The organism is Robiginitalea rubriflava (genome assembly GCF_052540725.1).
Genome location: NZ_CP199309.1, coordinates 707,372 through 719,946, shown reverse-complemented (window position 1 = coordinate 719,946; position 12,575 = coordinate 707,372). Strand labels below are relative to the sequence as shown.

The following is a 12,575-nucleotide window of genomic DNA, read 5'->3' as shown; positions in this document are numbered from 1 at the left end:
TTTTACGCTTTACTTTTAAATTACTTTCAATTTCAAATTCATTCTCCAAATAAGGCTTACTTTTAATACAAAAGGTTCCTTTTCCTGCTCCCGATATGAAAATCTACATCAAATATATGGTAAGTCTAAGATGTAAGCTGATGGTAAAGCATGAGTTGGAAAAACTGGACATCCATTATATAAGTATTGAATTGGGGATGGTAGAATTAAAAGAAGCTATTCCCGATAAAATCCTGCAGGAACTAAAAACAAACCTGGCAAAATCCGGCCTGGAATTACTGGATGATAAAAAGAGTATCCTGGTCGATAAGATCAAAAACATCATTATCAAAATGATCCATTATTCCGATGAAATTCCAGAGATAAATTTTTCAGATTATTTAGCCGAGAAATTAGACTATGATTACACCTACCTATCCAATCTGTTTTCCGAAGTAAAAGGGATCACCATACAGCATTTTATCATTAAGCACAAAATAGAAAAAGCCAAAGAATTGATCCTCTACAACGAGCTCAATCTCACTGAGATCGCTTATAAATTAAATTACAGCAGTGTGGCGCACCTGTCCAACCAATTTAAGAAAGTAACGGGCCATACCCCAACCTATTATAAAAAAATAGGAGAAAAAAGGAAGCGCAATCTTGAAAACCTGTAAGATGTATAAACATGCGTTCCCCATGTGTAAGGCTATTGGATGAGTTATTCGGCATCTTTGTAATGGTACAATTAAGTACCGTTAAACAATACAATAATGGAAGCCAAGAGTAAAGAAGGTGAAAGAAAGTCGAATGAACTCTTTAAGTTTACTGGAGATTGGGAGAAACAGTCTCAGGCCCTGAAAGTCAAATACCCAAAACTAACCTCAGAAGATGTAAAATTTGAGAGTGGAAAGGAATTGGAGCTGATTAAGCGATTGGAAAATAAATTAGCCAAAGACCGCCATGAAGTGGTGGGGATTTTAAAATCCAACCAGGCCAAAGTAGCTCAGGCGGCTCATTCATAGAACACCATTTGTTAAATCACAGGGCAGGCTATTTACAGTCTGCCCTATTTTCATGTTCGGCATAAGCAGCATATAGGGCACAAAAAAAAGCAGACTTTTTAAGTCTGCTTTTTTTTTGGTTCAATTTGCGTTTATTTCCATATCATGGGTTCTATTTTCCTGGTAAACTGTATTTGTTTCCTTCCGTTTCCGGCCACACATAAAAGGACGGGCTTCTCTTGGAAGACCCTGAGTATTCCCTGGATTACCGGTTTAAGTTCTATCCTGTATTTCGTAAACATGCTTTTTTGATTTGCATTTTCAGTAATGGTCTTGTAATCTATTTTTAAAGGGCTCATAAGCTTTTTTTTGTTCTGCAAAGTTGAGGCTCTTCTACAGGATTTATGTTACAGTCTACTTTTGAAAGCTTATATAAGTTACAGATTTTTTGTGGGTGGAATAAAAGACCAGGCTGGCAGGCTTTTCCGAAAAAGGCCTGAATACCTGTGAAATATGTAACTCATGGATTTTTTATTGCAAATGCATTGGTCATAAAGGCAGTATCTTAAAGGAAATCTAATTAAATACCTGCACGGCATGTCAAAAGAGAAAAAAGGAAAACTAAAAAACGATAAAACGCCTGCCGCCAAAACGGCAAAGGAGAAAAGAGCAGATAAAAAATTGAAGCGGAATCAAAAGCCCCACGCGGAGTAGACATTAAATTGCGGGATGCTAAGGCTGAGTGGTCTTTTACTTATCACCGACTACCGCAGTGTACACCATCCCTAATGGTATTTCCCTTTACGAAATATTATTCCTGCTTTGCCTGCCGTATCCCAAAAACCAATAAATAGCCAATCATCCAGAACTCCCCGACCGTGGCAGGAAGGGTTAAGTATCTTGCCCAGGAAATTTCAAGCCCTGAATAATTAATTGCAGTGCTTATCAGGTATCCGAAACCACCCGCAACAAGTGTACGGCCCAGCCAGACGGGCATCCTTTTTGAGCTGATTAAAATATACCCCAAAGGGATCAGCCACAGCCCGAAGAAAAGCCCGCCAACTCCCCAGGCATTTCCGAGTAAACCAGTCAAAAGTTGAATGGACATCAATATATCCTCAGGGGGGGAGGAGGCGCCTGCCATCTCAATGGCGGTCCCCATGGCAATTGCGCTAACCATTATGGCAACGGCATTGACAATACCCCAAATACCTACAGTCCACGCTGCCCATTCGTTTATACCCCTGAATAATTTATAAAACCATACTGCAGTGAGGGCCTGTGAAACGATAATGGCAAATTCCAGCAGCAGGCGGGTTCGTGCCAGGGAGTCCTGTTCAATAAGGTTGGTCAGCGTTTTTTGAGGGTCCGATGAGTCAAATATCTGAGGATGGATTATCAGAAATCCCACAATGCCTGAAATGGCCATCAGCAGGTACCAGACTCCTGCCGTTCTTGCCGTGGTTACCAATTGACTTTGGTTGTTGTATGTGTTCATGTTTTTCATGAATTTTCTGTTCTCGGCCATTTCCATGCCTGAGCTATGATGAGGATAAAGACGAGCAGTTCTATCAGGTTAAATAAAACATAGAAAGTATACCATTCAGACCCGAAACTGGTAATGACAATCAAAAGGGAGATACAGGCATATAAAAAAGCCATGAGAATATTCAGCCATTTGTTGATCTGCGGCCTTAGAAAAACAGAAAGAAAGATCATCAGGGCCGGGATAATCAAAATTGTTGAAAAAATCACCAAAAGCCCTGGTGAGGTAGGCCCCATGGGTGTTTCAAGGGCTATAATGCGTTCCAACTTCCCGGGAGTCATCAGCTGGAAGTAGTCGGCATAGATGTATAGGAACATCAGGCTTGTCCAGAGTAAGGCCAGTTTTATTTTTGTGTTGATTGTGTAATGCGTCAGGGGTCTGGGAGGGGTCTTTTCTCTGCTCAATTTGGTTGGATATAATCGGTTAATGTTTGTATAAGACGTCCCATCGGTAATCTTGTTACATGGTATTTCAAAATGTTCTCAGGCAGGTATTTTTCCAGGATCATGGATATTATAACCTAACTGGTAATAATCGCGGTATTGTAAAGATCGTACAGGTCATTGTCTTTGGTAACCTGGTAGCCTTCAAACATGCTGGTGATTGAGGCCACATCCTCTTTAAGTTGTAACAAATAATCCAGATGCCTCCAATAATCCTCTTTGTATATTCCTGCCTCTTTTAGATCAACTTTTTGAGTATGCTCCCTACAGGACATACAGAATAAGGAATATCAGAAATAAGTTTTCCTTCATTTGTTTTAAATTTTGAAACAGAATGGGCGACCTTATTTCACGACGGATCAATACCTATTCAATTCAGGGAAAATCTTTAAGAATGATTGGTTCTGTCAAGTACCATTTTGGCGACCTGCATCGATTCTGTATCGAAGAAGAGCATTCCCTCTTGGTCAGATTTGAGTTGCCCCAGCAGGCTTCCCTGAGCACTCCAAATAGCAGATTGCCCTGCGCTCCGAAAGGTATCGCAAAACCCAATACAATTACACATCAATACCGGCATATGGAACTCCCGGGCCATTGCAGGGTAGTGGGCAAAGGCTTTTTCAAGCCCGTTTTGTGCCTTGGCTACACTGGCCAAGTAAATGTCGGCCCCCAGATTTTTTGCCTTCGCTGCGTGCGGCCGCTGCAGGGACTCATAGCAAATGCCCGGGGCAATCTTTGTACTGCCAAGGGTTAAAAGCAGTTGTTGGTCCCCTTCCTCAAAATAGGGCAACTCGTCCGGATGCAAGCGTTGTTTCGAATATATTTTCCGGCCTTGCTTGGGTTGAAAAATAATCATGCTTATCCGTATCCCGGTCGCAGATTTGGTGGGTGCACCCAGCCCGATTGCGATATTGTTCCGGTCACTTAGTTTCTGAAATACGTCCAGACGTGAATCAGAGGGGTTTATTGCCAGCTCCCCGGCAAGTGCAGGTTCGTAAGCGGTAAGCGACAATTCTGGAAAGGCAAGCAGGTCTGCATTTTTGGCCACCGCCTGCTTAACCCATATTTTATGGATTTCAATATTATTCTGAATATCCCCCTTAATCGGTTTTAGCTGGGCTAAGCCTATCTTCATCTGCTTATTTCAAATTGGGCCAAAGGTTTCTCAGTATTTAGTCAGAAAGCAGGAATTGCCAGGAAATGCCGTATTTGTCTTCGCACCATCCGAATTTTTTACCAAAGCCATAATCGCCGGTTTCGTAGGCATCCAACGGGACCATTATCTGACCACCATTTGAAGCAAGCGTTTCGAATGCGCTTTGTATTTCCGCTTCAGAATCACTTTCAACAAAAAGTGATACCCCCGGCGTAAAAGACCAGGGGTGATTGAAATTACTTTCGGAGACCCTGTATTCCGTGCCATTAAGCGTAAAAACCCCGTATTTGATGAGCTCCGGGGTTCCTCCGGCCTCACCTTCGTCGTATTTTACAATGCTTTTAATTTCCGAATTCGGAAAAATGGAAGTGTACAAATCCAGGGCCTTTTTGGCCTTCCCGCATTGCTCTCCCACAAAGGTCAGAAATGTTGTTGTTTTCATATTTCGGGTATTGGTTCAGATATTATTTTCAAAAAATGCGTAATCTGCTTTTTCTTATAGTAGCTCTGGCAACAGAGTGGCTACCCGGAACAGCTTGAAACTTAACTTCAGGTTATCTGTGGTATATGCCCTGTTTAACGCCCGGTTAAATAAAATTAGTGATTTTTCTTCTTGGCAGGGAGCTATGACGGGGCATAGACCATATGGACGGATGGTTATATCTATATAGCTAGTTCAAAGGTTAACAGGTTATGGTCAGGGTCTATTATTGAATTTTTTTGGTCCCAAGGGCTTGATTACCGGTTTTCGGTTCCGTTTTAATAGGTTTAATAAATCCACCATATTTGATAAATGGACAACTGTCCAACCTATTACAAAAACGTCACGGCCCGTTTTGCAAGTATTTTCAGTTAATAGAATAAACATAAGCCAGCCAGGGCTGTACAAGCACAATGACCAATATATGCGATACCATTACGGGCATAAGTTTATAATTGCTCTGCCTATAGGCAAATGCCCAGGCAGCCCCTAAGCTAAATGTTCCGGCAAATGGCATCAGAGTGGTCCAAACAGTATTGGCCAGGTCCGGTCCCGGATAGGAAATATACGGTATGTGAATGGCCGCAAACAAAGCGCCTGAAAGGATAATTTGCCACAAGGACGAAACACCGGACCTTGCCAGCCTGAGTATTACATACCCCCGAAACAGGACCTCTTGTGAGATGCCATCCACAGCAGGCACAATGGACATGCTAATGCCAAAAGTGCTGCTGTCTGTTAGTTTAGAAAAGTCTTTGATCCATCCTAAATAAAGCACTAATACTTGTATAAGCAACACGGAAATAGCTATTTTCCAACCCTTTGATGAAGCGGGCTCACGCAAGCTCAATAATGCCTTTCGGGCATCTGGAAAAAAAGGGAACAATACCAAAAGGAGCATTAGCAAAAATTGAGTTAGAGCGCCGGTGGTAAAACCTCCTGCTATAGCCGATTCGACCGCAGAGAATTCAGAGAACCACTGGGTAGCCCCAAATATATCTTTAGCAACAGCCGCGTTTGAGACCACTATATAGACGCCACAAACAAGGATGGATTCCAGGAATGCAGTGGTTTTTGAATCTGTAAGATGTCTCTGTTGCATTTATTGGTTTATGCGGATTCGTGAATCAAGTACGGGGCCAGCCATTTCTTTATTCTTCGTACCTTTTTTTTACAAGTCGTTTTGAGATCCACCAGTAATTTCCGCAGGGGTCAATAATTCCGGACTGCCGGTCCTGATAATCCATATCTGCAGGTTCAAATTCCACTTTCGCCCCGTTTTCTACAGCCCTCAGATGCATCTCATCTACATTTTCAACGTATAAATAAAATGAGCTACGCATATTTGAGAATTGATCTCTGGCCTGGCTAATCATAAAACAGGAATTGCCAATCTTTAAAATGACATTAGCAATTTCTCCATTTTTGGGGTTAACAGAACGATTGATTTCCTGGGCAAAGAAGGCTTTTTTCAGAAAATCGATTAACTCCAGCGGTTTTTCGGCGAATAGGTAGGCGGTTACCGTTCCAAATCCCTCCGGTCTGTAAGTGTCAAATATCCTGTTCATTATCCTGGTTTTTTGTCTGGTTAACTGTAATTGTTCAAATATGTATTTTCATAATCCCTGCAAATAGCCGAAGAATTGCACCTTCAATTTGTCAGGCAATGGTCGAAAATAAAGCGGGTTTGAGATTGCTAGATCTCTATATCTCTTGCCAATCGAAAACCCGGTCTTTTAAAGGTTGGTTCAACAAATGCACGGCTTGCCGAACGGGAGTGCCAGGGGTCGGCATCGTAACTTCCTCCCCTGCCAACCTTGGCTTTTCCGGAAACAGCGCCCTGAGGGTTTACTGTTTTTTGATTAGGATAAGATGCGTACCAGTCACTGCACCATTCCCAGATATTCCCGTTCAGGTCATATAAGCCCAGCTTATTTGGTTTAAAGGAACCCACGGGAGCCGTAAATGCATAACCATCATCGTAACCTGCCCAGATATTGCTTCTTGAAGTTTCTTTCCGTAAGGATTCATCTGCCAGGTTTTCGCCCTCGGGCTTGCCATTGCCCCAGGGATAATTACCTTTTTCGCCTCCATTGCGCAAGGCGTATTCAAATTCTGCTTCTGTTGGCAAACGATACTTTTCATCGGTTCTGGCATTCAGCCACTCTATGTAGCTGCTGGCATCATTCCATGAAGTATTTATAATCGGATGCGTATCGATCCAGCCCCATCCGGGTTCTTTTGGCATGTCCCTGCCGGTGGCTACACAGAATGCTCTGTATTGCGAAACGGTAACCTCAAATTTTGCGAGGTAGAAATCCCTGATTTCAACAAGGTGTTCGGGTTTTTCGTCCTGTTCCCCATCCTTCTGCCCCATAGTGAAGGTTCCCCCTTGGATCCTGACCATTTCCGGTTTGTCGATAGCAACTTTAAGGGAATCTGCATCTTTTGAAAACCCCAGTAAAGTAAAACCGAGTAGGGCAATAATCCACTTCTTTGAATTCTCTGCGATTGTTTTCATTTTTTCAAGGATTCAAATGGGAAACAGTTTAAGACAGTTTATCTTGTTATGAAATATTCTGCCCAAAAGTAAGCAGGTTGTTGTCCGGGTCCAGTATGGAAAACTCCTTTTGTCCCCAGGGCTTGATTTCTAAGGGTCCATTCGGGTGAATAGCGGTACCTTTCTCCAATAGCGATTGGTAAAAACCTTCGATATCATCCGTTCTTATATAAACCATTCCATAATTCTCTCTTGGATTCAATTCCTTAAATTCAAAAAAGTGAATTTCAATATGGTCTTTTCCCAACATCAAATACCCTTCATAATCTGTGTTGCCCAGTACCTTAAAACCCAATTTATTCTGATAGTATTCTCGCGTAATGGCTTTGTCACGCATGGGTAATTTCGGATGTATGTTTTTGAGCATAATGCTACAAGATAAATAATATTCCGCCAGGGTTTGGTATGGGCTTCGTGAGAGGTTTACCGGCCATAATAATTATTAAGGCAGCCCTTTATTCCATTATGTATTATTCAGCAAATCCTTTAATTCCAACTGAAACTGCTTTATAAGCTCTGATTCAACGAACCAAGACTTTCTTTCTTCATTACAGTTGTTGATCTGGATCGTAATCAAAACCCCGATGACCAACAGTTATATCTTCCCGACGGCCCAAAGGGAGTATTTGGTGATTATGTTCTTGCCGGGTAATCCCGCTTTTACTTTTCTAAATGATGCCAGCACCTAGTGCAAGAGATATTATAATCAATAAAATAGCCACGGTAACCTGTACAAACCTCAATGTAACTTTTTTCAGTAGTTTATTTCCAATAAATGACCCGGCAACTCCGGAAAGTGTTGTAAAAATTACCAGGCTCAGGTTATCGATCAGGCCGGATTTTAAAAACCCGGAAGCATAGACGCTCAATCTTGTAAAATCAACAAAGGTGGAAACCACTACTGCCGTTCCAATAAATGCCTCTTTTGATAGCCCGGCCTTAATCAGAAAGGCAGTGCGCAATGCGCCCTGATTGCCCGAAAGCCCGCCGAAAAACCCACTTAAGGCCCCACCCAAAGGCAATTTGTCTTTTCCAAATTGAAGTTTATTGAAATAGGGGATAAGATCAATGGAGGCAAATATGATCAGGAGAATTGATATCAGGAATTTTACGGGATATACTTCAAAAAAAGAACCAAAGGCATGGTAAGAAAATAGCGGTTGGACGTCTTTAATATTTATTAATACCCAGGAACCAAAAAAGGCTGCAATTACTGCAGGAATTCCAAAGCGGATCAAAACATCCTTGTTTGCATTTCTGCCCACTAACCCAAGCTTATAAATGTTGTTAAAGAAATGCACCACGCCTGTAAGGGCGATTGCCAGTTCAACAGGGAAGAATATCATCAGAACCGGCGTAAGGATGGTGCCCAATCCGAAACCAGAAAAGAAGGTCAAAATGGCGACCAGAAATGCTACGATTGAAATTATTACGATTTCCATCCGAATTTTTCAGCTAATTAATACAAATTTCCTGAAATCTGATATCCAGGATTCCCTTACAAGGAGGAAGACCAGATTATCCAGGGCGTTGCCAGAAGGAAGATAACCGTATTTAAAATGGTGATAACTGCCCCCTGTTTATATATTTCCTTCGACGGTAAAAACCCACTTCCGGCAAACAGCACATTGGAACTGGAGGCCTGGGGTGTCATGACCGCAAAATAATTGGTAGCGAAAGACAACATAAAGGCCATAAGTGCAGCGGGTACCTCTGCATTTACCGCCACTTGTAAAAAAACGGCGTACAATGCCAGCAATTGGGCCGTCTGACTTACAAACAGATAGTGGATCAGCACATATAAGACAGTCAAAAGGATATAGACCGTAAACCAATTATAATCACTGATGTATGTAGCTATCTGCGCTCCCAGGGTCTTCATAAAACCCATGTCGTTCAGGGCGGTACTCATCATATACAAAATGGCAAACCACACATAGGTTTCCAGTGCATCTCCGGCACCTTCTCTGATATCTTCAAGGGAGTACACATTGGTCAGTATCAAAATCGATAGCCCAAAAAAGGCCACGATGGCTAAATTCAGGTTCAGGACAGGGGAAAGTGCCCAAAGGAGGATCATTCCAAAAAAGGTCACTCCCATAATCCATTCCTGACTGCTCATGGGGCCCATTTTGTCCAATGCCTTCCTGGCCATTTTGGGGGCTTGCGGGGTGAACTTATTTTCAGGGGGAAACAGCTTATACAAAACGAAAGGAATGGCAACGAGCGCTATTATACAGGGTACAGAGGCCACTAAGAGCCAATTTCCAAAATTCATGTTTACGCCAAATTGGGCAGCAATTCCGGCACCCACCGGGTTGGCGGCCATTCCTGTAAACCAGAGTGCTGAACTGATGGTGTGTCCGGATATGGCAGTCATCATAAGGTAACTTCCGGTCCTCTTTCGGCCTTCTGCTGTTGGCAGGGACCCGGTATCTAAAGACAATGCATGGGCTATGGGATAGAGTATTCCCGACCTGGCCGTATTGCTGGGGATGGCGGGTCCTAGCAGGGTGTCCGTCGCAACAATGCAATAGCCCAAATTCAGGGTAGATTTCCCGAAGCGGCGGATCAGTAAAAAGGCAATCCGCCTGCCCAGGCCAGACTTAATGACCCCTTTTGCCACTAAAAATGCGGCCAGGATAAGCAGGATAAAGCTCTCTGAGAACCCTGAGAAAGCCTGTTCGGGGGGGAGCACCCTTAACAGCACCACAGCCACCAGTGCCAGGACAGATGCCGTAAAAATAGAAAGGGCTTCGATTAAAACCCCCAGGATGGCCGTTATAAAGACGGCGAACAAATGCCAGGTATCAGGTGTCAGGTCCCAGGGAACAGGAAGGTTCCAGATAAGTATCCCAAATAAAAGGGTGAAGCTTCGTTTTCCCCAAAGTATTTTCTGATGTTGTGAGAGTTCTTTCAAGTTATAAGGCTGATAAGGTTAGATCTATACCCATCTTTAAACCAATGGGTCTGCTTTCGTCAATTATTTTTCTATCATATTAAGTATTTTATCAGAAGCTGTAATTAATTCTTCGTAAAAGGTTTCTAATGAACTGCATTGGTAGTATCGGGACACTAAAAGGGTTTCCAAGGTTTTATCCTTAAGAAACTTTTCTGCGTCAATCATGGATACTGGCCTTGGGTCCTTTTTGTAATATTCTGAAATGAACCCCCACTGATTGTTCTTTTGAAAAATGACAGGATAATGTTCATTCAGATAGGGTTCGTACTTTGTCTGTATTTGAGTGTTGGAGATATGCTCTCTTTCTTTAGTTCTTTCAATTAATGCGTAATAGTCCAGGACAACAGTTCTTAATTCGTTATTCAATGCAGGTATTTCATTGGACTGGTTTATTGTTTCAATTGCATTTGTATTTGGACTGAACTTAAATTCCTGATATAGCATTATCAGATACTTCTTTAATTGAATATCTGTTGGCCTTATGGTCATCATCTGAAATAGTGCGGAATCTGCGGCCTGCTTCCTTTCAGTCAAACTGTTCTTCAACTCCCGCAGTTGTATTTGGTCTTCGTTTAAATCCTTTTTGAGGATTTCAAGATGCTCAACAATCGATTGATTCAGCTTGTTTCGTTCATTCCAGTTATTGATCCCCAACGCAATTAATATTCCAATAACCACAAGCACAATTTCGCCAATGGCATATTTCAGATACTGTCCAGTCTTGCCTTCTGAAAGTAAGTTTTGTCTGATTCGCCTGAAGAGTTTGATCATTGAGAGTGCGTTATGCTAAAGATAGGATTTTCAGAAACAGCAGTGAACGGTATCAATTCTGACAGTCCATTTTGAATCGGTTCTTAATCAAACAGTGTTGGTTTAAGCACAAGCCTATTTACCTTTAAATTTTTTCCTTTAAAAAAGTCAAGTAGTATATCCCCGATAAGGGGGGATGCCATATACAAGTCGTGTCCGGCATTTTCAATTATCAGGTGTTGCCCCTTTTTAAACTTTTTGGCTATTTCAAACCCGCTCTCTAGGTAGGTCCGGCCATCCAGGGTCCCACTTAAAAGCAGCGCATCAACGGTGTTTGTTTTTAGTACTCTAAAACTATCCGGTAGTTGTGGAAAGCTGTTAGATTTCATCCATTCATAAAGCAAGAAGTTTATGGTACTTCCAAGAATGGTGTTGTCTATTTGTTCTCCAACTGCCTCAGCTCTTAGATCAGAGATACCGCTCTGCATATCCATGGCAAAGGGCATGGGTCTGATGCCATTGAAAATGTACCGTTTTACAACCATTACATCAGCTGCAATTCCAGAGAAGTCTCCCTGGTATAGCTGTGAGTAGGTTTTGGGCAGCTTCCTGGAATCGTCAGGGTTTTTTAAATAGAATGTTGCTATGGCAGCTTGCAGTTCAAAATTGGAAATGCCTATCGTATCCATCCCGCCACTCCTATTTTTATAGGAAGCGGTTACTGCTTTATTTTTGAGTCTTTTATGTACCGCAAGGATCTTTTCTTTAAGGTCAGGGTATTTTTTGTCAGCGCCGTAATTGTCTTTTGCCAATTCGGCTATTTTAAATACAAAAGCCTCGGTGTGCTTTGGCAATTTTATGGTTTGGTTCGGGCCTTCAAGACTGGCCAGCACCATTTTATTAATATTGTCTTCAAAAAGCCTTAAGTATTCAAAAGCGAGATGTGAGCCGTAACTAATACCCCAGATTGAAATCTTTTCAGCGCCAAGGACTTTTCTCAGTTCGTCAATATCTCTTGCGCTTTCGGTGGTATTATAGGCGTTTAGATTTACATTTTCTTCCTCCCAGAAGTTCAGGCATTTTGTAATGTTTTCTCTTGATTTTTGAAGGTATTCAGCCTTTTCAATCGGTCTTTTTAGTTCAAATACTGCCCTGTACGGGCAATCGGGAAGTTGATCGGACATCCCGGTACCGCGCTGGTCAAAGGCGATCACATCTGCAATTTCCCGCAGTTTCATAAACAATTTAAAACGGCCTCCTTCGGCTGTTCCCGATCCTGAGCCACCGGGGCCACCTGCCAAATAAACTATGGGGCTTCCCGGCTTCGGATTGGTACTTTTAAACCGGATAAAAGCAAGGCGGATTGAATCTTTTGAAGGGTTTGCCCGATCTTCCAACACCTTAAAATTCCCCAGTTCGGCCAGCACGGTATCTTGTGCCCTGGAAACAAACACATAGGGTTCTAAATCCAGTTTTTGGGCTAGCAGGATTGACTGAGCAAAAAGCAATAGTAATAAGGTCCCTATTTTAATCTTCATTGCCTGTTTTAATGAAATTGTGCTTAACGACCCCGACTCTTTGACATTGTGCCTGGGTCTTAGTTATGCTTAGGTCGAACTACAGCTTAATCACTGTTTATTTACAATCTAAGCTGTAGTTAATTATTAATTATTTAAAAATAGGAAATTTCTTTA

At 42.1% G+C, this 12,575-nt stretch carries 16 protein-coding genes; 2 read left to right on the top strand and 14 right to left on the bottom strand.

All coding sequences use genetic code 11. The annotated features are described in order from the left end of the window. Nucleotides 1-116 precede the first annotated feature (116 nt). Together ACT6NU_RS03345 and ACT6NU_RS03340 are read left to right on the top strand one after the other, a co-directional pair. Nucleotides 117-656, top strand: a complete 540-nt coding sequence (locus ACT6NU_RS03345) for a helix-turn-helix domain-containing protein (protein WP_445383046.1) — start codon at nt 117-119, stop codon at nt 654-656. 96 nt (nt 657-752) lie between these two features. After that, nucleotides 753-1,004, top strand: coding sequence for a hypothetical protein (locus ACT6NU_RS03340; protein WP_445383045.1), 252 nt, complete (start codon nt 753-755; stop codon nt 1,002-1,004). Between the two features lie 131 nt (nt 1,005-1,135). Here the strand turns inward: ACT6NU_RS03340 and ACT6NU_RS03335 are convergent, their stop codons facing one another. The 14 genes from ACT6NU_RS03335 to ACT6NU_RS03270 form a co-directional block, all read right to left on the bottom strand. After that, entirely contained in the window at nt 1,136-1,342 is a 207-nt protein-coding gene (locus ACT6NU_RS03335; RefSeq protein ID WP_445383044.1) for a hypothetical protein, read from the bottom strand. A gap of 452 nt (nt 1,343-1,794) precedes the next feature. After that, on the bottom strand, nt 1,795-2,481 hold the full coding sequence (locus tag ACT6NU_RS03330) for a DUF4386 domain-containing protein (RefSeq protein ID WP_445383043.1): 687 nt from the start codon (nt 2,479-2,481) through the stop codon (nt 1,795-1,797). A 5-nt stretch (nt 2,482-2,486) separates the two neighbouring features. Further along, nucleotides 2,487-2,933, bottom strand: a complete 447-nt coding sequence (locus ACT6NU_RS03325; protein ID WP_445383042.1) for a DUF6326 family protein — start codon at nt 2,931-2,933, stop codon at nt 2,487-2,489. Nucleotides 2,934-3,049: 116 nt separating this feature from the next. After that, nucleotides 3,050-3,247 carry a hypothetical protein gene (locus tag ACT6NU_RS03320; protein WP_445383041.1) on the bottom strand — a complete coding sequence of 66 codons (198 nt, stop codon included), beginning with the start codon at nt 3,245-3,247 and terminating at the stop codon, nt 3,050-3,052. A 113-nt stretch (nt 3,248-3,360) separates the two neighbouring features. Further along, a complete protein-coding gene (locus ACT6NU_RS03315) occupies nt 3,361-4,107 on the bottom strand; it encodes a carbon-nitrogen hydrolase family protein (protein WP_445383040.1) in 747 nt (248 codons plus the stop codon). A 37-nt stretch (nt 4,108-4,144) separates the two neighbouring features. Then, the gene (locus tag ACT6NU_RS03310) at nt 4,145-4,570 is read right to left on the bottom strand and encodes a VOC family protein (RefSeq protein ID WP_445383039.1); all 426 of its coding nucleotides are present in this window, start codon (nt 4,568-4,570) and stop codon (nt 4,145-4,147) included. 406 nt (nt 4,571-4,976) lie between these two features. Then, nucleotides 4,977-5,711, bottom strand: coding sequence for a CPBP family intramembrane glutamic endopeptidase (locus ACT6NU_RS03305; RefSeq protein WP_445383038.1), 735 nt, complete (start codon nt 5,709-5,711; stop codon nt 4,977-4,979). Nucleotides 5,712-5,760: 49 nt separating this feature from the next. Beyond that, on the bottom strand, nt 5,761-6,177 hold the full coding sequence (locus ACT6NU_RS03300; RefSeq protein WP_445383037.1) for a VOC family protein: 417 nt from the start codon (nt 6,175-6,177) through the stop codon (nt 5,761-5,763). Nucleotides 6,178-6,305: 128 nt separating this feature from the next. After that, the gene (locus ACT6NU_RS03295; protein WP_445383036.1) at nt 6,306-7,130 is read right to left on the bottom strand and encodes a formylglycine-generating enzyme family protein; all 825 of its coding nucleotides are present in this window, start codon (nt 7,128-7,130) and stop codon (nt 6,306-6,308) included. Nucleotides 7,131-7,176: 46 nt separating this feature from the next. Then, complete coding sequence (locus ACT6NU_RS03290; protein ID WP_445383035.1) at nt 7,177-7,536, bottom strand: bleomycin resistance protein; 360 nt, start codon at nt 7,534-7,536, stop codon at nt 7,177-7,179. A gap of 301 nt (nt 7,537-7,837) precedes the next feature. Then, nucleotides 7,838-8,611 carry a TSUP family transporter gene (locus ACT6NU_RS03285; protein WP_445383034.1) on the bottom strand — a complete coding sequence of 258 codons (774 nt, stop codon included), beginning with the start codon at nt 8,609-8,611 and terminating at the stop codon, nt 7,838-7,840. Between the two features lie 56 nt (nt 8,612-8,667). Then, nucleotides 8,668-10,089 carry a DASS family sodium-coupled anion symporter gene (locus ACT6NU_RS03280; RefSeq protein WP_445383033.1) on the bottom strand — a complete coding sequence of 474 codons (1,422 nt, stop codon included), beginning with the start codon at nt 10,087-10,089 and terminating at the stop codon, nt 8,668-8,670. A 63-nt stretch (nt 10,090-10,152) separates the two neighbouring features. Then, the gene (locus ACT6NU_RS03275; RefSeq protein WP_445383032.1) at nt 10,153-10,902 is read right to left on the bottom strand and encodes a DUF6090 family protein; all 750 of its coding nucleotides are present in this window, start codon (nt 10,900-10,902) and stop codon (nt 10,153-10,155) included. A gap of 83 nt (nt 10,903-10,985) precedes the next feature. Continuing rightward, the gene (locus tag ACT6NU_RS03270; RefSeq protein WP_445383031.1) at nt 10,986-12,419 is read right to left on the bottom strand and encodes an alpha/beta fold hydrolase; all 1,434 of its coding nucleotides are present in this window, start codon (nt 12,417-12,419) and stop codon (nt 10,986-10,988) included. Nucleotides 12,420-12,575: the final 156 nt, after the last annotated feature.